Here is a 21,119-nt window from a genome sequence, read left to right on the forward strand (position 1 = left end):
ATGGGGTTTCGGATCATCGCCATATTGCTCGTTGCAGCCTTGCCTGCGATCGCCCACGCTGCGCCCCCCTGTCCGGCGGCGCCCGTCCTCCCGCCCGAACTCGCCGGCTGGTCACGCGATGCCACCAGCAGGACCATCTATGCCTATGGCGACGACCTTGGAGCCGACTGGTCGCCGCTCGGCGCAGCGCGCACCGAATTGCCGCTGCACAAGTTCGAAAGCCTGCGTTACGGTGTCGCGCCCGAGCGTAAGCCCGACGTCCATAAATTTGGCGGCATGATCCCGATCGAGGTGAAGAAGGCGGGACGGCTCGTGATTGCGCTCGATGCGGGCGCGTGGATCGATCTCGTGCGCGATGGCGCCGTCGTGAAGTCGGTCGGCCACGGTCACGGCCCCGCCTGTTCGGGTATCCGCAAGATGGTGGAATTCGAGGTAACGCAGGGGCGCTACCAGCTTCAGATCGTCAACGCGCCGGCCGCATCGATCCATGCGATGGCGCTGGTCCGTTAGGCCATTTTGATCCCGGCGACGCCGTTCTCGACGATGCCCGTCGCGCGCTTCGAAAGGCTGTTCACCGGCGTCGTCACCTTGTCGACGACCATGAAATGTGTCTGCCACGCCTCGCGGCCCACCTCGCACACGACATAGCCGCGTTGGTCGTTGGCGAATTTGAGTTCGGGGTTCAGTTTCAGCCAGTCGTCGGTGCCGTTCCGCTTGTCGCTGCCGTCGCCACCGCTCGAGATCGAAGTCGCGACGACTTCGGCTCCGACCACCTTGTCGCGGAGCACGAGGTCCCCGCAGAAATTCTGGTGCTCGTCGCCAGTCAGCACGACGACATTCTTGAGCCCGCCGAGCCGCGACAACATGCGTTCGCGCGGTGCTTCGTAACCCGCCCAGCTGTCGAGGTTGAGAATCTTCTTCGGCTCGTCGGGGCGACGCCGCCGGTCGAGCGACATCATCGTCACCTGCTGTGCCAGCGTGTTCCACGTCGCGCCGCCTTCGCCCAAATTGCGGTTCAGCCAGTCTTCCTGCGCCTTGCCCAGCACCTCGGCCTTCTTGTCATAGACGCCGGGGCAGGCGGGTTTGAAGCCGTCCTCGCACGGCTGGTCGCTGCGATATTGCCGCGTGTCGAGCAGTTGCATCGACATGAGGTCGCCATAGCGAAGCTCGCGGTTCAGCGCGACCATGCCGCCGCGCGGCAGCATCGAGCGGCGGACGGGCATATGTTCGTACCATGCCTGCATCGCCGCCTGCTTCTTGAGCATGAAGACCTCGGGCGGGGCGGCTTCGGGGTCGTTGCCGTCGAGCCCGAGCTTCCAATTGTCGATGTCTGACACCCAGTCGTTGCGAATCTCGTGATCGTCAAAGCTCGACAGAAAGGCATGGGTGCAGCGCGCCGCCTGCAGGTCGATGTCGCCGAGCTGCTGCGCATAGGCGAGGCGGAAGTCGCCGAGGTCGATCAGATTACGAAACGCATGTTTGCGCACCGGCCGCGTCGGCAGCCCCGCGTCGAACAGATAATCCTGGCTATATTCATAGATGAAGTCGCCATAATGATAGACGAAGGCCAGGTCTTCGCGCGCGAGGTGGCGGTAGGCTCCGAAAAAGCCGCTTTCGAAATGCTGACAACCGCAGACGCCGAATTTCAGCGCTTCGGTCGGCGCGCCGACGCGGGGAAGCGTGCGCGCGCGGCCACGCAGGCTGCGCTCGCCGCCCGCGGTGAAGCGGTAGTAATAGGGGCGATCAGGCTGGAGCCCCGTGACCTCGACATGGACGCTGTGGCCGAGCTCGGGCCGCGCGAGTTCGGTGCCCTTGGCGACCACGTCGCGAAAGCCGGTGTCGCTCGCAACTTCCCAGTCGACCGGGAAGTTCGCCAACGGCATCCCGCCGTGGCGCTCCATCGGCTCGGGCGCGAGACGCGTCCAGATGACGAAGCCGTCGCTCGCCGGATCGCCCGCCGCGACGCCGAGGCTGAAAGGAAATTCGCGGAAGATACCGCCCTCGGCGCGCAGGATCGCCGGGGCGGCAAGGCCGGCGAGCGTGGCCCCGGCGAGGAAGTGGCGGCGGTCGAACATGGCTGGGCTCCCTGGGGCGAATCGATGCCCCTGATAGCCCAGCTATATGTTTCATCAATGACCGATAGGAGCCCGCCTCAGAACCACATCCGCGCCATCCACAGCGCCATTGCGATCATCATCAGATTTTCGGTGAGCGAGACGAAGCCCAAGGGGACCTTGCTGCTGCCACCGACGCAGGCGCACTTGATGTCGCGCTTGTCGATATAGACCGCCTTGAACACCGAAACCGCGCCGATGCCGCCAATGAAGAGCGCAACCGGGATCGACAGCCAGTCGAGCGTGTGCGCGGTCATCAATACGCCCGCGAGGCCTTCGGCAAAGGGATAGATGCTCGCATAGGGCACCCAGCGCCGCGCTAACAGGTCGTAGTTCAGGAACATCGTCGCGAATTTGTCGACGTCCTGCAATTTCAGCAACGCGAGCACGATCATGCTGAACGAGATAAACCATTCGGCGGCCCGGATCGTGAAAAGCTCGCCATAGACCGAAAAGCTGGCCGCGAGCGCCATCAGCGCGGTCATCGCGAACAGCGCAATAACGGGGGTGTAGCTGGTGGCGTCGGGGTCGGCGACCTTCAACCCGAAATGACGGCGCAGGTCGTCATATCCGCCGATCCGCTTACCGTCGATGAAGGTTTGCGGCGTCGTCTTGACGTCATGCTTGGCCTTGAACGCGTCGGTTTCCTCGCGCGTCGTCAGCCAGCGGTCGTCGACCGCGAAGTCGCGGCTTTCGAGCAGATGTTTTGCCTTGAGGCCATAGGGGCAAATATGCCCCGGCATGACCATGCGATGGAGGATTGCCTGTTTTGTCATGCACCCCATATAGGCTCCGTACCATGGTACGGAGTCAAGCGATGCAATTGACGATCGGAAAATTGGCGGCGGCGGGCGAGGTCGGGATTGAGACCGTGCGCTATTACCAGCGGCGTGGGCTGATGGACACGCCCGCGCGCAGCGGCGGCGACGGTTGGGGCGGCGGTGTGCGCCGCTACGACGAAGATGATCTGCGACGCCTCAAATTCATCCGCGCGGCGCAGGGCGCCGGCTTCACGCTCGACGAGATCGGCGAGTTGCTTGCGCTCGAAGCGAGCGACGACCGCGTCCGCGTCCGCACCCTCGCGCGCCAGCGGATCGACGTCCTCAACGAAAAGATCGCCCAGATGACCGCAACGCGCGCCGCCCTCACGCGCCTCGCCGACCAATGCGCCGCGAGCGACAAGGGGCCTTGCCCGATTCTGGCGGCGTTCGATCCAACCTCACTCCTCCCGCCTGCGGGAGGGAAGGCTTAGCTATGCAGGAAGTGCATCACGTCGCCGTCGTTCACGACATAGGCCTTGCCTTCGGCGCGCAGCTTGCCCGCCTCGCGCGCCTTCGCTTCGCCGCCTAGCGTGACATAATCGTCATAGGCGATCGTTTCGGCGCGGATGAAGCCCTTCTGGAAATCGCTGTGGATTTCGCCCGCAGCCTCGGGCGCCGTGGCGCCGGTGTGGACGGTCCACGCACGCGCTTCCTGCGGCCCGACGGTGAAGAAGGTGATGAGGTGGAGCAGCTCGTAACCCGCGCGGATCACGCGCGCGAGGCCGGTTTCGTGGAGGCCCATTTCTTCGAGGAACTCGAGCCGGTCGGCCATGTCCATCGTGACGAGCTCGCTCTCGATTGCCGCCGAAACGACCACCGCCTGCGCGCCCTCGGCCGCTGCCTTTGCAAAGACTTTTTCGGAGAAGGCGTTGCCGTTCGCGGCGCTGCCTTCGTCGACGTTGCAAACGTAAAGGACGGGCTTCGAAGTCAGAAGCTGGGCGGTGCGCAGCACGCGAGCTTCCTCGTCATCCTTGGGCTCGACGAGTCGCGCGGGCTTGCCTTCGCGCAGCAAGTCGAGCGTCTGCCCGAGCACCGACGCGGCGATCTTCGCTTCCTTGTCGCCCTGCGCCGCCTTCTTGGCAAAAGCGGGAACGCGCTTTTCGAGGCTTTCGAGGTCGGCGAGCAGCAGTTCGGTCTCGACCGTTTCGGCATCCGCGACCGGATCGACCTTGTTTTCGACATGCTGGATGTCGTCATCCTCGAAACAGCGCAGGACGTGGACGATCGCGTCGACCTCGCGGATGTTGCCGAGGAACTGGTTGCCCAGCCCTTCGCCTTTCGACGCGCCGCGCACCAGCCCGGCGATGTCGACAAAGGCGAGCTGCGTCGCAATGATCTTCTTGCTGTTCGCAATCGCGGCCAGTTTCTCCAGCCGCGCGTCGGGCACCGCGACATTGCCGATATTGGGCTCGATCGTGCAGAAGGGATAGTTTGCCGCCTGCGCCGCCGCGGTTTCGGTCAGCGCGTTGAACAGGGTGGACTTGCCGACGTTGGGCAGGCCGACGATCCCGCATTTGAAACCCATAAAAACTCCGTGAGGTCCGGCATGCTGTGAATGGGGGCCGGTAATGCTGCGCCCCCTAGCGCCAAGTCACGCACGATGCCAGTCTTTGCCGTTGCGTCCGGTTCAGACTTGCCGCTTTATCGCATCCGTCATGACGAAATCGCGCCTAGTTCCTGCCGCAGCTATTTTTCTGACTCTCGGCGCGACCGCGGTCGTTTCCGCGCAGAGCCGTTTCGAAGAAGGCGTTTTGACCGAACTCAACCGCTTCCGCAGCGATCCCGCGGCCTACACTGAATATCTGCGCGACTATCGTCCGCGCTTCGAGGGCAAGCTACTGATCGGCAACGACGACAGCGAGATCGACATCATGACGCGCGAGGGCGTCGCCGCAGTCGACGAGGCGATCCGCGACCTGCGCCGCGAAAAGCCGCTTCCGACGCTGGAATGGAGCGACCCGCTTGCCCGCGCAGCGGCGGACCATGTCGCGGTCCAGTCGCGCTCGGGCGCGGTCGGCCATTATACGCGGGGAAGCGGGCCCGGCGAACGGATGAAGGCGCGCGGCGGCGGACCCTATGTCAGCGAAGTCATTACCTATGGCCATCACACGCCCGAAGGCGTCGTCGACCAGTTGCTGATCGACGACGGCGTGCCCGACCGCGGCCATCGGCACAGCCTGCTCCGTCCGACGCACCGCTATGCCGGGATCGCCTGCGGCCGCCATCCGGTGCACCGGACGATGTGCGTGACGTTGATGTCACAAACGCGCGACGGCTCCCCGCCGCCTCCGCCGAAGCGGGCGGCGACGAAGGCCGAGTAGGCGGGGCCGGCCGCGAGCGACTGGCCCCGGGCGTTGTCAGTTGCCAACCGGCTGGTTGTCGGTCCGCCGCACTACGATCGTCGACGACCGCGGCGCTTCGCCCGCGACCGGCCAGTCGCCGGTCGGATGCTGGATGTTGACGAAGAAGGTCGTGAGGTCGGGCGTATAAGCGAGGCCCGTAATCTCGCAGCCGAGCGGGCCGACGAGGAAGCGTTTCGACTGCTTGTTCTGCTGGTCAACATAGAACATCGCGTTATGGCCGAATGCTTGGTCGATCGTCGTTCCGTCGAGACCCGAATTGCCCGGAACGCTGTGGTCGGTCTGCACCCACATACGGCCTTGCGGGTCGATGCGAAGGCCGTCGGGGCTTGAGAAGGTGTCGCCTTCGATGTCGCCGACGAGGTTGCTGCCGCCCGCTGCGAGCGTGGGATCGCCCGCGGTCAGGAAGATTTCCCAGCTGAACTTGGTCGCCAGCGGCGAATTGCCTTCCTCGCTGAACTTCAGGATATGACCGTGCAGGTTCCGGATGCGCGGATTCGCCGGATCGGTGACGCGGCGACCACTGTTGTTGGTGAGCGTGCAGAAGATCGCCTTGTTGTCGGGCGCGACGGTCAACCATTCGGGGCGGTCCATCACGGTGCCGCCGGCGACGCGCGCCGCTCGCTGGCAGTTCATCAGCACGTCGGCCTGATTGTTGAAATCGACCGTGGTCGGCGCCGGCGGAGTCGTGCTCTGGCTGACATTGCCCGGATCCTGTGCGCCCGCGGTCAGGCCGTTTTCGCCGACGACCAGCGCGCGCCATTCGCCGGTGCCGTCGCCGTTGAAGCGCGCCACATAGAGCGTGCCGTAGTCGAGCAGGTCGGTGTTCGCCGCGCGGTTCGTGTCGCTATAGGCGCGGTCGGGAACAAATTTATAGATGCACCCCGGGGTCGTGTCGTCGCCCATGTAAAAGGCGACGCGGCGGTCGGCACTCGCCATAAAGGCGACATTTTCGTGGTTAAACCGGCCCATGGCGGTGCGCTTGGTCGGTTGCGCGAGTTCGCGCAGCGGGTCGATCTCGACTACCCAGCCATAGTTGGTTTCGGGCTGGGTCGGGTCGAGATAATTGTCCATCGTCTCCTCGCAGGTGAGGTAGGTGTTCCACGGCGTCCGCCCGCTCGAACAATTGTTGAGCATACCCTTGATGCTGCCCGACAGCAGGCCCGCGGCGGGACCGCCGGCGCGATAGCTGCTGTTGCCCGTGTAACGGCGATTATAGGTCGACCCGGACTGGACCGTCCATTTGCCGTCGCTCCCCTTGGCGATCTCGACGACGCCGATGCCGACGGCCGACAGCGCGATCGCCTTCTGGTCGGCACTCGCCGTCGCGGCATCATAGCTGCCAGCCATCAGGATGTTGAAGTCGGGATATTCATAGTTCATCGCGAGGAGGCCGCGGGTATTGGCGTCGACGTTCGGGAGCGCGAAATATTCCATGCCGTCGTGATTGCCGCCGGCCCATTTCTCGGCGACCGCGGGGCTCGCGGGGAAACTGCCGGCATAAGGCGTGCCGGCTTCCACCGAATCGCCCGCTTTCAGCAGCACATCGACGGAATAGCCCTCGGGCACCGTCACCCGATCCTCCTGGTTCGCGGCGACAGCGGCAAAGCTGGCGACAAAGCTCGGCGGCGGGGTCGGGGTGGGGGTCGGCGCCGGGGTGGGCGTCGGCGGGACGGTGACGATCGGTTCGCCATCGTCGTCGCACGCCGCGAGCGCCATTGCCGGGATCACCGACAGACCGAACAGTCCGTTCCGCAGCAGCGTGCGGCGCGTCGGATTTTCGGCGACGATCGCCTCGAGGCTGTCGGGGCCCGGAAGGCCGCCGGTTTCGCCGCGATAAGGCGCGCGAGCTTTGTCGGTAAGATGTGACATGCAGTTCCCCTGTTTTTCGGTTGAGCCCCGGGACTCGATTGTCCCGGTTGGGAGGTGGCGCACCGATTGCAGAGGATGATGTCAGCCGCGTTGCTTGAACGCGTCGGAATGCAATGACTTATATGACGGCCATGTGACGGTGATCGGAGCGGCAAGCGCGCCGGGGCTCGTCAGTTCTGCAAACGCAGAGCCAGATCGCTCTGGAAGCGCACCTCGTCGCCGTCGGCGAGCCATTTCGCTTCGGCGGCGATCGCGCCGAGCAGGTCGATCAACGGCTCCATTTCGCTCTTGTGATAATTGCCGAGGACGTGGCCGGTCACGCGATCCTTGTGCCCCGGATGGCCGATGCCGATGCGTATGCGGCGAAAATCGTCGCCGATGTGGCTGATCATGCTGCGGATGCCGTTATGGCCCGCCGCGCCGCCGCCCTGCTTCACCTTGACCTTCATCGGCGCGAGATCGAGTTCGTCGTAAAAGGCGGTGACGTCCTGCGGCGTCAATTTGTAGAAATCCATTGCGGCGCGCACGCTGCGACCGCTTTCGTTCATGAAGGTGCCGGGTTTGAGCAGCAGGATGCGCTGCGATCCGATGCGGCCTTCCTGGATCCAGCCCTGGAATTTCTTGGCTGGCGCGGGAAAGTCGTAAAAGTCGGCGATGACGTCGGCGGCCATGAAGCCGACATTGTGACGGTGCATCGCATATTTGGGCCCCGGATTGCCGAGGCCGACCCAGAGCTGCATGATCCTGTCTTTCCCGGGTCCTGTCGTTGGCGGCCCCTTCCGCGCGGAAAGGGGCCGTCCGAACGATATTAGGCTTCGTCGCCTTCGGCGGCGGGCGCTTCGCCTTCGGCAGCTTCGCCTTCGTCCTTCGTCGTATCGCCGTCGCTCGACTTGAGCGCCGACGGGGCGACGATGGTTGCGATGGTGAAGTCGCGGTCGGTGATCGCGCTTTCGACACCCTTCGGCAGAGTGACGTTGCTGATGTGGATCGAATCGCCGACGTCGAAGCCGGTGACGTCGATCGCGATCTCGTCGGGGATCTTGTCCGCGTCGCAGACGAGTTCGAGTTCGTGACGAACGATGTTGAGCACGCCGCCGCGCTTCAGACCCGGCGAGGCTTCTTCGTTCTGGAACGAGACCGGCACGGCGACCTGGACGGTCGCGCCCTTGGCGATGCGCAGGAAGTCGGCGTGGATCGGGCGATCCTTGACCGGGTGGAACGCGACGTCCTTGGGCAGCGTCCGGATCTGCTTGCCGCCGACGTCGATCATCACGACCGAGTTCATGAAGTGACCCGTCATCAGCTGCTTCATCAGCAGCTTTTCCTCGACGTGGATCATCAGGGGTTCTTCCTTGCCGCCATAGACGACGGCGGGAACACGACCTTCACGACGCAGTTCACGCGAGGCTCCCTTGCCTCCGCGTTCGCGCGTCTCGGCCGTCAGCGTCAGCTGATCGCTCATAGTATTTCTCCGAGATTCGGTTACACAGTTCCGCCACGCCTCCAGGGATGACCATGACGGAAGCCGGGGCGCTTAGCCGGGAAGCGGCGGAATTGCAAGCGCGACGCGCTTATTGAACCCGTGTCACCTTGAACCCGTTGGCCGCGACCATCGCAGGCACGCCGTCGGAGCCGACCAGGTGCCCGGCGCCCACTGCCACCAGTACGGTCCCCCGCTGCGCCATCCGCCGCTTGATCCACGCGCTCCAGCGGCGGTTGCGGTCGGTGATGATCGCCTTGCGCGCGGCGGGCACGCTGTCGATATCCTCGTTGATCACCTTTTCGAGTGCCGCGACGTCGGCGCGGCCCCATGCCGCGGTCAGTGCGCCGACCTCCTTCACCGCATCCCCCGCATCCTCGGCGGCTCGCGTGAGCAGGATGCGCTGGGTTTGCGGATCGAGCGTTTCGAACAGCATCAATTGCTCGCGCGCGGTCTCGAAACCCCCGATCGGCTTACCTGCGGCCTCGAACTTCTCCGTGAGGCCCGTTTCGACGCCATCGGCCGATGACAGGCCCGCATTCTGTGCGACGCGCTGGCCCATCAGGACCATCACCGCCCAATCATCGAGGCCGTCCTCGCCGAAGCTGCGGCCGCTCGCTTCGAGCGCGCGAAAGCCGGTCAGCGCTTTCCCCGTCAGCCGTGCTTCAATCGCAAGGGGAGTTTCGCGCGGAGCGAGCGTCCGGAACATCTCGCCCGCGGCCGCGAGTTCGGCAGGCGACAGCTCCATCATCAACTCGTCGGCCGCCGCGATCGCGCCCGCCACCCGGCCCGTCTCCCATTCGGTGCCTCGCGGCAGTGCGTGCATCGTGCCGAGGATATAAATCTTCGTATCGGCGTCCGCGACCAGCCACATCGCCGGCCGTGCTTCGAGACCCATCTCGGCGGTCCCGCAGGCGGTCAACAGCAATGGCGAAAGGGCCGCCGCGATGCGGCGACCCCATCGTCCGGATCGAGACGCCGGTAGCCTCAATATTCCACCCGTTTCACCGTCAGGCCGCGTTCCTTCAGATAATCCTGCACGCTGTGCTCGCCCGCGAGATGCCCGGCGCCGACCGCGACGAACACGGTTCCCGGCTGGTCCATCCGTGCCTTGAGCTGGTCGGCCCAGCGCGCGTTGCGATCCCAGAGCAAGGTTTTGGCGAGTTCGGGCGTCGCCGCCAGGCTCTCGTTCATCGCGGTGGCGAGGCCGTCGGGGTCGCCCTTCGCCCACAGCAGCACCATCTTGTCGAGCTGCGGTCCCAGCTTGTCGAGATCCTTCACCACCGCATCGAGGAAGGCGACTTGCTGTGTTTCGGGCAGCGTGTCGAAGAAACCGAGCTGTTCGGTCAGCGTTTCAAGCCCCGTCACCGGCTTGCCCGCCGCCTTTGCAAAGCTCGTCAGCCGCTTTTCGGCGCCCTGTTCGGGATCATAGCCGAGCTTGGTGAGCGGCAGAACCGAAAGGGTAATCGCCGGAAACCACGGCTCGAACATGTCGAACTGCGCCGGGGACAAGCCGAGGCTTGTCATCGCAGCCTGATAGGCCTTGAGCTGCTCCGGATCGAGTCGCGACGACAGCGTCTTGCCGCTCTGGTCGATCGCCAGCGGCATCATCACTTTGGCCACTTCGGGCTGATCCTCGGGCATAACGATTTCGAGCATCAACTGGTCGGAGGTGTCAAACGCGGTCTTTACCGCTTCGTCGAACCAACCGAGCCCGGGCTTCAGCACATGGACGGTGCCGAAGAGGTAGATGGTCGTATCGTCGTCCTTCATCACCCACAGCGCGGGATCGGCATCGGTCGTGGCCGGCGCTGGTGCGCTTGTCGCCGCAGCGGGTTCGGCGGCGGAGGCGAAATTGCCGCCGGGGATCAGCGCGCATTGCGCGAAGGGGATGAACGCGCAGGTGGCAGCAAGCGTCTTGAACCATTTTTTCACGGGAAAGCCTCTCTTCATGGCGTCTTGTGGCCGGTGGCAGGGGAAAAGGGGAGCAAAAAAGGGGAAGGCCCTTTCAGTCAGCGGAATTTCAGCCACAGCCAGACGATGGCGTTTACGATCAACGAAAATGCGAACAGCGTCATGATATCGACCGGCGGCGCCAGCGCGGCGCGATGCAGCACCCACCAGGCCGGGGCGGGAAAGATGAAGGCGTACCAACCGGCAACGCAGGCCCACAGCCATGCGCGTTCTTCATGATCGTCGATCGAGCGATGGTAAAGGACCATGCCGATTGCCAATCCGGCAATCCACAATAGCGATGCGCCGACTGCGAAACCGGGGCTGAGCGAACCGCTGGCGAGCGTTTCGGTCATTCCGCGCCCGGGCGGCTGGTCGGCGACCAGCCAACCGCCGACGATGCCGCCGATCACTGCGCAAAAGCCGAGTGCAAGCCAATAGCGCTGCTTGCGGGGCGAAAGGCCTTGCCAAGTCGGCCGGTAGCGGCGGGCGTAGATGGCAAACGCGAAGATGGCGAAGACGACCGCGGCGAGCGGGCCGACCCAGGCGGGAAGGGGCGTGCCGCCGCTGTCGAGCGTGGCCTGATTGTGGCCCGCAAAGCCACCGAGCAGCCCGGCGGCGATCAGTGTGATTATGATCGGCCAGCCGATCAGAGCCGCGAGGCTGCGCGGCTTCGTGTCGTCACGCGACATCGTCGCCCCCCATATATCCATCATCGAAAATCTCCTCGATCGGCATTTCGAACAGCCGCGCCAATTTGAAGGCGAGCGGGAGCGAAGGATCGTATTTCCCCGTTTCGATCGCGTTCACCGCCTGCCGCGAGACATCGAGCCGGTCGGCGAGTTCCGCCTGGCTCCAGTTTCGCATCGCGCGCAGCACTTTCAGCTTGTTGTTCATCGGCGCCTCGCCAGCATTTCCGTCCGAAAGACCATGGCCTTCCCATAGACATCAATATGTCGCGATAGGGGAATTATTTGATCGTCCTTTCGAACGGTGGGGGCAAAGACCGGATCGGACATTCGCTCCGGCGACAAGAGACTGGAGCGCCGTCGCATGGAGGGCGCTCCAGCCCAAGTCGCCAGCCGTCACCGGGGAGGCACGGCGCGAGCGAAACCGTCCGGATCCCGTCGTTACCGGGTGGTGTCGATCATCAGCAGCGCAAGCTTTATTTCGTTCTGCGCCTGCGCGACGGCGCGTTCGACCTGCAGTTCGGCTTTCCCGATCGCATTCGATGCGCATGCCGACTGGCGAGCCCGCTCGGCAGTGCCGCGAAGGCCCGAGCGGCAAACGCTCCGCGCGGCGGTCTTGATGCGGGTGTCGAGGCGTTCGCGATCCGCCGTGCGGGTCAGGTCGAGGTCATCGATGCGGACTTCGACAGCGGCGTTTTCGCGCTCACCGGCCAGAGCGGGCGTGCCAATGACGGCGAGCGAGAGAGCGAGAGTTAGCGTCCGGGTCATCATATCCATTCTCCTTGAATCGAGCGGTCGTGGTTAACTTGACCTGTCTTTATGTCAGGTGTCCATGACTATATGTCGCGGTTCGCTGACCATGTCAACAAGACCTGACAAAAAGTTTTGGAGACCTGACTAGGGCGCGCGTTTTCGCGGCATGGCGAACGGCGCGGAGCCTTGACCATGCGCCGCCGCTGGGCCAATGCGGCGGCGATTTTTGCACCTGCGAAGGAATTGCGGCCGTGGCCGACGGGGCGGACAAGACACCACTCAGCTTTCAGGACATGATCCTGACGCTGCACAATTACTGGAGCGCACGCGGCTGCGCCATTTTGCAGCCATATGACATGCGCGTGGGGGCAGGGACATTCCACCCCGCGACGACCTTGCGCAGTCTCGGTCCCGAGCCGTGGAACGTCGCCTATGTCCAGCCGAGCCGGCGCCCGACCGATGGCCGCTATGGCGAGAACCCGAACCGCCTCCAGCATTATTACCAGTATCAGGTCATCCTGAAGCCGTCGCCCGCCGACCTGCAGGAGCAATATCTCGGCTCGCTGGCCGCGATCGGGATCGACCCGCTGCTCCACGACATCCGCTTTGTCGAGGACGACTGGGAATCGCCGACGCTCGGCGCGTGGGGGCTGGGCTGGGAAGTCTGGTGCGACGGCATGGAAGTCACCCAGTTCACTTACTTCCAGCAGATGGGCGGTTTCGATTGCAAACCCGTCGCGGGCGAGCTGACCTACGGGCTCGAGCGGCTCGCCATGTATATCCAGAATGTCGACAATGTGTACGACCTGCGCTTTTCGGACGCGGTCGGCGATGTCGCGGCGGTGAGCTATGGCGACGTGTTCCTCGAGAATGAACGCCAATTCTCGAAATGGAATTTCGAGGTTGCCGATACTGACACCCTGTTCGCAGGCTTCAAGGCCGCCGAGGAAGAGTGCAAGCGCGCGATCGAGGCGGGCGTGCCGCTCGCGGCCTATGACCAGGCGATCGAGGCGAGCCATTTGTTCAATCTCCTGCAGGCGCGCGGCGTGATCAGCGTGCAGGAACGCGCGAACTATATGGCGCGCGTGCGCGACCTCGCGAAGGGGAGCTGCAAGGCGTGGATCGACAGCCAGTCCGACAACTGGACCGCAAAATATCCGGGGTGGACGCTGTGACCGACTTTCTTCTTGAACTGCGCAGCGAGGAAATCCCGGCGCGGATGCAGGCCAGCGCACGCGCCGAACTCGAAAAGCTGTTCCGTGCGCAGCTGAGCGCCGCGGGCCTCGAAGCGGGCGATCTCACCATCTGGTCGACGCCGCGCCGCCTCGCGCTGATCGCGCGCGATCTGCCCGAGGCGACCGCCGCGGTCAGCGAGGAACTCAAGGGCCCGCGCAGCAGCGCGCCGCCGCAGGCGCTCGAAGGCTTTCTTCGCAAGACCGGCCTGACGCAGGACCAGCTCGAAGACCGCGATGGCGTCTATTTCGCCGTGATCGACAAGCCCGGCCGCGCGACCGTCGAAGTGCTCGCCGAGGCAATCCCCGCAATCGTCCGCGCGTTTGCCTGGCCGAAGTCGATGCGCTGGGGCAAGGAAAGCGCGAGCAGCGAAAGCCTGCGCTGGGTGCGTCCGCTGTCGGGCATCGTCGCGATCTTTGGCGAAGAACTGGTTCCGTGTGAGATCGGCGGCATCGCCAGCGGCTTCGCGACGCGCGGGCACCGCTTCCACTGCCCGGGCGAGATCACGATCGGTTCGGCGGCGGACTATGCCGAAAAGCTCCGCGCGTGCCACGTCATCGTCGACCATGAAGAACGTCAGTCGATCGTCCGCGACGGCGCCGCCAAGGCTGCGGCCAACGCCGGGCTGACGCTCGTCGAGGACGAGGGGCTGGTGATCGAGAATGCCGGCCTCACCGAATGGCCGGTGCCCTTGCTCGGCCGTTTCGATGAAGCGTTCCTCGAAGTGCCGCCTGAGGTCATCCAGCTGACGGCGCGCGTGAACCAGAAATATTTCGTCGTGAACGGCGCCGACGGCAAGCTCGCCAACGGCTTCGTCTGCACCGCGAATATCGACGCAAAGGACGGCGGCGCAGAGATCGTCGCGGGCAACCGCAAGGTGCTGGCGGCGCGGCTGTCGGACGCGCGCTTCTTCTGGGAACAGGACCAGAAAAAGACGCTGGCGCAGCATGCCGAGAAGCTCGCGAATATCACCTTCCACGAAAAGCTGGGGACCGTTGCGGACAAGGTCGAGCGCGTCGCCAAGCTCGCCGAATGGCTGGCGAGCGAAGGCATCGTTCCGAACTGCGACCCTGCGCTTGCGCGGCACGCGGCCGAACTGGCGAAGGCCGATCTCGTCACCGAAATGGTCGGCGAATTCCCCGAATTGCAGGGCCTGATGGGCGGCTATTACGCCCGCGCCGAGGGCCTGCCCGATGCGGTCGCTGACGCGATCCGCGACCATTACAAGCCGGTCGGGCAGGGCGATGACGTGCCGACCGCGCCGGTGACCGTGGCTGTGGCGTTGGCGGATAAGCTGGATACGCTGGTTGGCTTTTTTGCTTATGGTTTGAAGCCAACGGGATCAAAAGATCCGTTTGCCCTTCGACGAGCGGCGATCGGGGTAATCCAACTGCTAGTGGCTGAAAATACCCGTCTGCAGCTAGGCGAACCGTTGTTTCAGCATGCGATCCATTTGCTCAAAAGATCAGAACCTTCGCTCAGCAAAATCGCTGCTGGATTGTTCAATCAGTTAAAGTCCAGCTTTGGCGAATCCGCTGCAAACGCCATGCTCGTTACCGCTTTGCGAACTTCAATGCCGAGCGCAACTGAAGAGGGCCACAAGATTGTGATGAAGGCAGTGGAAGGAACGACCGACCTCCTCGACTTCTTCGCCGACCGCCTCAAGGTCCAGCAACGCGAAGCTGGTGTCCGCCATGACCTGATCGACGCGGTGTTCGCTCTCGGCGGCGAAGACGATCTCGTTCGCTTGCTCGCGCGCGTGAAGGCGTTGCAAGCCTTCATGGCGACGGATGACGGCACCAATCTGCTCGCGGGCTACAAGCGCGCGGCGAATATCCTGAAACAGGCGCGCGAGGTGAACGGCACCGCCGCCGCGACACCGCCGACCGATGCCGACGCCGCTTTGCTCAAGGCACTCGACACCGCCGAACCCGCGGCTTCCGCGGCGGTCACTGAGGAGCGTTTCACCGACGCCATGGCCGCGCTCGCGTCGCTCCGCGCGCCGATCGACGCCTTTTTCGACGGCGTGATGGTCAACGATCCCGACGAAGCGGTCCGCGCCTATCGGCTCGGCCTGCTGTCACGCTTCACCGGCGCGGTGTATGGCGTCGCCGATTTCTCGAAGATCGAGGGATAGAAGGAACCTCTCATTCCGTTCGTGTCGAGCGAAGTCGAGACACCGGGAAGGCGAGCACAAACGATGGGCATCTCGACTTCGCTCGATGCGAACGGAGTAGGGGTGATTTGAACCGAACGAAGTAAAACTGAATCGACGATAAGCATACTCCACCCTATCCAGCCGCAACCTCCTCCCCGGGGCAGCAGGAGCATATGATGACGAAGATGGTGCATTTGTTCGGCGGCGCGGCCACGACGGCCGAGCGTTCGAAGGAATTGCTGGGCGGCAAGGGCTCGAACCTCGCCGAAATGGCCTCGATCGGCCTGCCGGTGCCCCCGGGCTTTACGATCACCACCGACGTCTGCACCGCTTATTATGCCAATGGCGAACAATTCCCGGCCGGGCTGGTCGAGGATGTCGCCGCGGGCATCGCGCATATCGAGGGCATCACCGGCAAGCGCTTCGGCGAGGCCGCCGATCCCTTGCTCGTATCGGTCCGCTCGGGCGCGCGCGTATCGATGCCGGGCATGATGGACACGGTCCTCAACCTCGGGCTCAACGACAAGACCGTCGTCGGCCTGTCCGAAGCGTCGGGCGATCCGCGCTTCGCATGGGACAGCTATCGCCGTTTCGTCCAGATGTACGCCGACGTCGTCATGGGGCTCGACCATGCCGAGTTCGAGGAAGCGCTGGAAATCGCGAAGGAAGACAAGGGCTTCTATCTCGACACCGAAATGTCGGCCGAAGACTGGCAGGCGCTGGTCAAGGAATATCAGGCGATCGTCGAGCGCGAGACCGGCGCGCCCTTCCCGCAGGAGCCGAACGACCAGCTGTGGGGCGCAGTCGGCGCCGTCTTCGCGAGTTGGGAAAGCGACCGCGCGAAAGTCTATCGCCGCCTGAACTCGATCCCCGGCGAATGGGGCACCGCGGTCAATGTGCAGGCGATGGTGTTCGGCAATATGGGCGACACCTCGGCGACGGGTGTGGCGTTCACGCGCGATCCCGCGACCGGCGAACGCGCCTGGTACGGCGAATGGCTGATCAATGCCCAAGGTGAGGATGTCGTCGCGGGCATCCGCACGCCGCAATATCTAACCAAGATCGCGCGGGAAAAGGCGGGTGCCAAGCCGGCGTCGATGGAAGAGGCGATGCCCGAGACCTTCACCGAGCTCGGCCGCGTCTTCGACACGCTTGAGACGCACTATCGCGACATGCAGGACATCGAGTTCACCGTCGAACGCGGGACTTTGTGGATGCTCCAGACGCGTTCGGGCAAGCGCACCGCGAAGGCGGCGCTGCGCATCGCGGTCGAAATGGCGGCCGAGGGGCTGATTTCGGAAGAAGAAGCCGTCGGCCGCGTCGATCCGGGCGCGCTCGACCAGCTGCTCCACCCGACGCTCGATCCGAAGGCGCCGCGCGACGTGCTGACCAAAGGGCTTCCCGCGAGCCCGGGCGCCGCATCGGGTATGATCATGTTCGACGCCGACAGCGCCGAAAAGGCGGCCGGAATGGGCGAGGCGGTGATCCTCGTCCGCGTCGAGACGAGCCCCGAGGATATTCACGGCATGCACGCCGCTAGGGGCATTTTGACCGCCCGCGGCGGCATGACCAGCCACGCGGCGGTCGTCGCGCGCGGCATGGGGCGTCCCTGCGTCTCGGGTGCGGGCGGGCTCAGCATTGACGGCAATGCGCGCGTGCTCCGCGTTGCGGGCCGCGAACTCCGCGAAGGTGACATCCTGACCCTCGACGGATCGACCGGCGAGGTGATGGCGGGTGAGGTTCCGACGCTGCTTCCCGAACTGGTGGGCGATTTCGGCACGCTCATGGGCTGGGCCGACAAGGTGCGCCGCATGAAGGTGCGCACCAACGCGGAGACGCCGCAGGATGCGCAGGTCGCACGCGACTTTGGCGCCGAAGGCATCGGCCTGTGCCGCACCGAGCATATGTTCTTTGACGCCGCGCGTATCACAGCGGTGCGCGAGATGATCCTCGCCGACAGCGAGGACGGCCGCCGCGCCGCGCTTGCCAAGTTGCTTCCCGAACAGCGCGGCGACTTTGCCGCGATCTTCGGCGTGATGGCGGGGTTGCCGGTGACGATCCGCCTGCTCGATCCGCCGCTCCACGAATTCCTGCCGACGCGCGAAGAAGATTTCGCCGACGTCGCCGCTGCCGCGGGGGTGGGGATTGAGGCGCTGAAGGCGCGTGCGAACGAGCTGCACGAATTCAACCCGATGCTCGGTCATCGCGGGTGCCGCCTTGGCGTCACCTATCCCGAAATCTATGAAATGCAGGCGCGCGCGATCTTCGAGGCGGCGTGCGACGTCGCCGCCGAAACCGGTGCCGCGCCGATTCCAGAGGTGATGATCCCGCTCGTCGCCACGCGCCGCGAATTCGACTTGATGAAGGCGGTCGTCGATGCGCAGGCGAAGGCGGTGTTCGCCGAAAAGGGCCGCGAGATCGCCTATCTCGTCGGCACGATGATCGAACTGCCGCGCGCCGCGCTGATGGCGGGCGAGATCGCCGAGACGGCGGAGTTCTTCAGCTTCGGCACCAACGATCTCACACAGACGACCATCGGGATCAGCCGCGACGATGCGGGCCGCTTCCTGACCCAATATGTCGACAAGGGCATCTTCGTCACCGATCCCTTCGTCAGCCTCGATGTCGAGGGCGTTGGCCAGCTCATCGAGCTTGCCGCCGAACGCGGCCGCGGCACGCGCGCGGGCATAAAGCTCGGCATTTGCGGCGAGCATGGCGGCGACGCGCCGAGCATCCATTTCTGCGAAAAGACCGGCCTCGATTATGTCAGCGCCTCGCCCTACCGCGTTCCGATCGCGCGTCTGGCGGCGGCGCAGGCGGCACTGAAGGCGAAATAGTTCGTTGTCCCCGCGCAGGCGGGGCGGCGACGGCCGGGAGCTCGAATCATCATCGACGCACGCGCGGATGCATCGACGCACGCGCGGGTGCGGCATCGCCTGAACCGGGCGTCGGCCTCGCATCGCGAGCCGCGCCGACCCGGATGCGGCGTTGGGAGTATGAAATAGGGGCGCTGGCCGCTGCCCGCGACCAATAATCCGGCCAAGCGGTCATAAAGCTGAAATAGGGGGTTGCGCCCCCGGGCACTGGCCCTTAAAGGCGCCTCTCCACGCACCCGTAGCTCAGCTGGATAGAGCATCAGACTACGAATCTGAGGGTCGGGCGTTCGAATCGCTCCGGGTGCGCCATTCCTTTCATGCAGCCGTCTCACGGCATGCAGTGGGACCTTCCTCTCAATATTGCTGATCTTTGGATGCTGCCTCTCGCGGCGGATTCTGCCGTGTTCGCACTGGCAAAACAGGCTCGGCCCAAGGGCCTTGCCGGGGCCCGAACATCAGTGTTGCAGCAACTTAACATGGGTGAATGTCCGCGCGGCGCGTAACGCGCATCTGGTCTTCCGAATCCAGGGGGGACGCATGGGGCTGGCTGAAATCGTGAACGCGCTGCTGACCCCGCGGGAGCGGTTGGTCTGGGAAGCCAGCCTGGCACGCAACGCGCGCGACTATATGAAAGGCTCCGACCTCGCCCGCGAAGGTGAAAAGCCCATGGCTCTGCGGATTGTTTTGGCGGGCTGGGCGCAAAAGTATAAGCAGATGCCCGACGGTCGGCGGCAAATTCTGGGCGTCGTTTTGCCGGGCGAGCTCTGCGATCTCGATCTCTTCACCGTCGCGCACACCGATCATTCGATCGCCGCGGTGCGTCGCCTGTCGGTTGCGGAGATCGGTCGGTCGGACGCGCAACGGCTTTTCGAACAATGTCCGAATCTGGCGCCGGCGTTGTGCTGGGCCGCGATTCTCGGCGCGGCGGTCCAGCGCGAATGGACGATCAACATCGGGCAGCGAAACGCGCTCGAGCGCGTGGCCCAGCTTCTTTGCGAAATCTATGTGCGACAGCACGACATCCCGTCTGCTGGCGGCGGGGCCTGCGACTTTCTACTCACCCAGGGACAGATGGCCGAAGCGATGGGCCTGACACAAGTGCATGTGAACCGTATCGTCCAGCAACTCCGCCTCCGCTGCGCGGTAGAGATTCGCAATATGCGGCTGGAAATTCCGGACTTCGCCCAGCTGGCGGCTTTGGCGTCCTTCAACGCAACCTATCTTCACCTGGGCGAGGCGGCGACATTGGTCGAACGGGCGCGGATGCTGTTCCCGTCGGGCTTCGACAGGCCGGACCGGCCGAACGGCGGCGGCGCGATTTCTCCGACTATCTGACGGGATCGGACCTCCCTGCCTCGGCGGACAATCGGCGGGCCCCGAGGTGCAAGAAGGGCCCTGCTTTGCGGCAGAGCCCTTCAGTCCTCTTGTATATGGCTACGCAAGAGGATGCTCATCAACCGCCCCGGGTCGCAGGTCGGTATCCGTGAACAATCATTAGTCGAGATGCGGCGGTTCGCTTGCAACATAGATTATAGCCAGCACGAAAAGGCGTGGCGAGGACAATAGGGACGTTCGAATGGAAGTGGCGGAGCGGGAGGGATTCGAACCCTCGATACGCTTTTGACGTATACTCACTTTCCAGGCGAGCGCCTTCGACCACTCGGCCACCGCTCCGCACGCACCCCGGTTGTTTCGTGCGACGCACGAAGCGTGAATCGGGTGCTCAACCAATTCGCACTGGAAGGGGCGCCCTAATCGCTTGGCAGGGCTTTCGCAAGCCGATTGGGCGTGGCAGACATCGGCCATGAAACATCTGTTGCTAGCGGCGAGTGCGGCCGCGTCGCTCATCCTTCCTGTGGCCGCTTCTGAGCCGGCGCCGATCCCGTCGCCCGGCGAAATCGCGGCGGCTGCGCCTGCGAGCGACTGGATCGCCATCGCCCCATCCGACCTGTTGGTGATGGATCTCGCGCCCGATGCCAAAGGCAAGCCGCGGCGCGTCGTCATCCAGTTGATGCCCGCGCCGTTCAGCCGAGGCTGGATCGGCAATATCCGCAAGCTCGCCGCGGCGCATTGGTGGGACGGGACGAGCATCAACCGCGTGCAGGACAATTATGTCGTGCAATGGGGCGATGCGACGGAGAAGAAGCCCTTACCTATTGGTTTGGCGACGGTACCCGAGAGCGAGTACCAGATCGAGGATCGTCCGGCCGTCATGCGTATCATCGAGACGATGCACCGCAACAAGGTACGGATCGAAGAGTTGGTCCGGCAGCAGCGACGGTCTGGGTCTCCCAGAATCTATGCGCCGGAGATGCGGACGAAAGTCGACCCCTATGCAGATCTTCAGGGCTTCGCGCAGGGTTGGCCGGTAGCTGGGAGCACGGGATTGTGGCCAATCCATTGCTATGGCGCCGTCGGCGTCGGCCGCAATCTGTCGCCCGATACTGGCAGCGGCGCCGAACTCTACGCCGTCATCGGTCATGCGCCGCGCCATCTTGATCGCAACATCGCGGTCGTCGGCCGCGTCATCAGCGGCATCGAGCATCTGTCGAGCCTGCCGCGTGGGACCGAGGCGCTCGGCTTCTATAAAACCGAGGCCGAGCGCATGCCTATCGCGTCGATCCGCATCGCGAGCGAATTGCCGGCTGCCGACCAGCCCCAATTCGAATATCTGTCGACCGAAAGCGACAGCTTCGCGCGCTATGCCGATGCGCGCGCCAACCGGCGCGATCCATTCTTCATTCGGCCCGCGGGCGGCGCCGATATTTGCAATATCCCGGTTCCCGTTCGTCCGGTCGCTGCGAAATAGG

The 21,119-nt window shown here is 64.3% G+C and carries 19 protein-coding genes and 2 tRNA genes; 9 read left to right on the forward strand and 12 right to left on the reverse strand.

The window, feature by feature from the left end:
• Complete coding sequence (locus tag E5675_RS09835; RefSeq protein ID WP_136174353.1) at positions 1-510, forward strand: homogentisate 1,2-dioxygenase; 510 nt, start codon at positions 1-3, stop codon at positions 508-510.
• Here E5675_RS09835 and E5675_RS09840 read toward each other — a convergent pair.
• Both E5675_RS09840 and E5675_RS09845 read right to left on the reverse strand, forming a co-directional pair.
• Complete coding sequence (locus E5675_RS09840) at positions 507-2,075, reverse strand: alkaline phosphatase D family protein (protein ID WP_136174354.1); 1,569 nt, start codon at positions 2,073-2,075, stop codon at positions 507-509. The genes E5675_RS09835 and E5675_RS09840 overlap by 4 nt on opposite strands.
• A gap of 77 nt (positions 2,076-2,152) precedes the next feature.
• Positions 2,153-2,890, reverse strand: a complete 738-nt coding sequence (locus E5675_RS09845; protein ID WP_136174355.1) for a glutaredoxin family protein — start codon at positions 2,888-2,890, stop codon at positions 2,153-2,155.
• 41 nt (positions 2,891-2,931) lie between these two features.
• Here E5675_RS09845 and E5675_RS09850 point away from each other — a divergent pair, with 41 nt between their 5' ends.
• Positions 2,932-3,366, forward strand: coding sequence for a MerR family DNA-binding protein (locus tag E5675_RS09850; protein WP_136174356.1), 435 nt, complete (start codon positions 2,932-2,934; stop codon positions 3,364-3,366).
• On the opposite strand, the gene ychF is transcribed toward E5675_RS09850, so the two are convergent.
• Complete coding sequence (gene ychF / locus E5675_RS09855; protein ID WP_136174357.1) at positions 3,363-4,460, reverse strand: redox-regulated ATPase YchF; 1,098 nt, start codon at positions 4,458-4,460, stop codon at positions 3,363-3,365. The genes E5675_RS09850 and ychF overlap by 4 nt on opposite strands.
• A gap of 130 nt (positions 4,461-4,590) precedes the next feature.
• Here ychF and E5675_RS09860 point away from each other — a divergent pair, with 130 nt between their 5' ends.
• Entirely contained in the window at positions 4,591-5,256 is a 666-nt protein-coding gene (locus E5675_RS09860) for a CAP domain-containing protein (protein ID WP_168707838.1), read from the forward strand.
• Between the two features lie 36 nt (positions 5,257-5,292).
• Here E5675_RS09860 and E5675_RS09865 read toward each other — a convergent pair whose 3' ends face one another.
• The 8 genes from E5675_RS09865 to E5675_RS09900 form a co-directional block, all read right to left on the reverse strand.
• Positions 5,293-7,167, reverse strand: a complete 1,875-nt coding sequence (locus E5675_RS09865; RefSeq protein ID WP_136174359.1) for a PhoX family phosphatase — start codon at positions 7,165-7,167, stop codon at positions 5,293-5,295.
• A gap of 170 nt (positions 7,168-7,337) precedes the next feature.
• The gene (pth, locus tag E5675_RS09870) at positions 7,338-7,907 is read right to left on the reverse strand and encodes an aminoacyl-tRNA hydrolase (RefSeq protein WP_136174360.1); all 570 of its coding nucleotides are present in this window, start codon (positions 7,905-7,907) and stop codon (positions 7,338-7,340) included.
• 68 nt (positions 7,908-7,975) lie between these two features.
• Complete coding sequence (locus tag E5675_RS09875; RefSeq protein WP_136174361.1) at positions 7,976-8,629, reverse strand: 50S ribosomal protein L25/general stress protein Ctc; 654 nt, start codon at positions 8,627-8,629, stop codon at positions 7,976-7,978.
• 109 nt (positions 8,630-8,738) lie between these two features.
• Positions 8,739-9,545 carry a TraB/GumN family protein gene (locus E5675_RS09880; RefSeq protein WP_247594857.1) on the reverse strand — a complete coding sequence of 269 codons (807 nt, stop codon included), beginning with the start codon at positions 9,543-9,545 and terminating at the stop codon, positions 8,739-8,741.
• An 89-nt stretch (positions 9,546-9,634) separates the two neighbouring features.
• Positions 9,635-10,582, reverse strand: a complete 948-nt coding sequence (locus tag E5675_RS09885) for a TraB/GumN family protein (RefSeq protein WP_136174362.1) — start codon at positions 10,580-10,582, stop codon at positions 9,635-9,637.
• A gap of 77 nt (positions 10,583-10,659) precedes the next feature.
• Positions 10,660-11,316 carry a hypothetical protein gene (locus E5675_RS09890; protein WP_136174363.1) on the reverse strand — a complete coding sequence of 219 codons (657 nt, stop codon included), beginning with the start codon at positions 11,314-11,316 and terminating at the stop codon, positions 10,660-10,662.
• Complete coding sequence (locus E5675_RS09895) at positions 11,282-11,497, reverse strand: helix-turn-helix transcriptional regulator (protein ID WP_136174364.1); 216 nt, start codon at positions 11,495-11,497, stop codon at positions 11,282-11,284. Before E5675_RS09895 ends, E5675_RS09890 begins: the two co-directional genes overlap by 35 nt.
• Positions 11,498-11,730: 233 nt before the next feature.
• On the reverse strand, positions 11,731-12,060 hold the full coding sequence (locus E5675_RS09900) for a UrcA family protein (RefSeq protein WP_168707839.1): 330 nt from the start codon (positions 12,058-12,060) through the stop codon (positions 11,731-11,733).
• A gap of 275 nt (positions 12,061-12,335) precedes the next feature.
• On the opposite strand from E5675_RS09900, the gene E5675_RS09905 reads away from it, so the two are divergent.
• The 5 genes from E5675_RS09905 (at position 12,336) to E5675_RS09930 (ending at position 19,644) form a co-directional block, all read left to right on the forward strand.
• Positions 12,336-13,217 carry a glycine--tRNA ligase subunit alpha gene (locus E5675_RS09905; protein ID WP_136176410.1) on the forward strand — a complete coding sequence of 294 codons (882 nt, stop codon included), beginning with the start codon at positions 12,336-12,338 and terminating at the stop codon, positions 13,215-13,217.
• The gene (gene glyS, locus E5675_RS09910; RefSeq protein ID WP_136174366.1) at positions 13,214-15,412 is read left to right on the forward strand and encodes a glycine--tRNA ligase subunit beta; all 2,199 of its coding nucleotides are present in this window, start codon (positions 13,214-13,216) and stop codon (positions 15,410-15,412) included. The genes E5675_RS09905 and glyS overlap by 4 nt, the downstream gene beginning before the upstream one ends.
• Before the next feature lie 197 nt (positions 15,413-15,609).
• Positions 15,610-18,270, forward strand: coding sequence for a pyruvate, phosphate dikinase (ppdK, locus tag E5675_RS09920; RefSeq protein ID WP_210727669.1), 2,661 nt, complete (start codon positions 15,610-15,612; stop codon positions 18,268-18,270).
• A gap of 271 nt (positions 18,271-18,541) precedes the next feature.
• Positions 18,542-18,618, forward strand: a tRNA-Arg gene (locus tag E5675_RS09925).
• Between the two features lie 228 nt (positions 18,619-18,846).
• The gene (locus tag E5675_RS09930) at positions 18,847-19,644 is read left to right on the forward strand and encodes a Crp/Fnr family transcriptional regulator (protein WP_136174368.1); all 798 of its coding nucleotides are present in this window, start codon (positions 18,847-18,849) and stop codon (positions 19,642-19,644) included.
• A 248-nt stretch (positions 19,645-19,892) separates the two neighbouring features.
• Here E5675_RS09930 and E5675_RS09935 read toward each other — a convergent pair.
• Positions 19,893-19,983, reverse strand: a tRNA-Ser gene (locus E5675_RS09935).
• Between the two features lie 130 nt (positions 19,984-20,113).
• On the opposite strand from E5675_RS09935, the gene E5675_RS09940 reads away from it, so the two are divergent.
• A complete protein-coding gene (locus E5675_RS09940; protein ID WP_136174369.1) occupies positions 20,114-21,118 on the forward strand; it encodes a peptidylprolyl isomerase in 1,005 nt (334 codons plus the stop codon).
• Position 21,119: the final 1 nt, after the last annotated feature.

It is taken from the genome of Sphingopyxis sp. PAMC25046, from assembly GCF_004795895.1.
Taxonomy (GTDB): domain Bacteria; phylum Pseudomonadota; class Alphaproteobacteria; order Sphingomonadales; family Sphingomonadaceae; genus Sphingopyxis.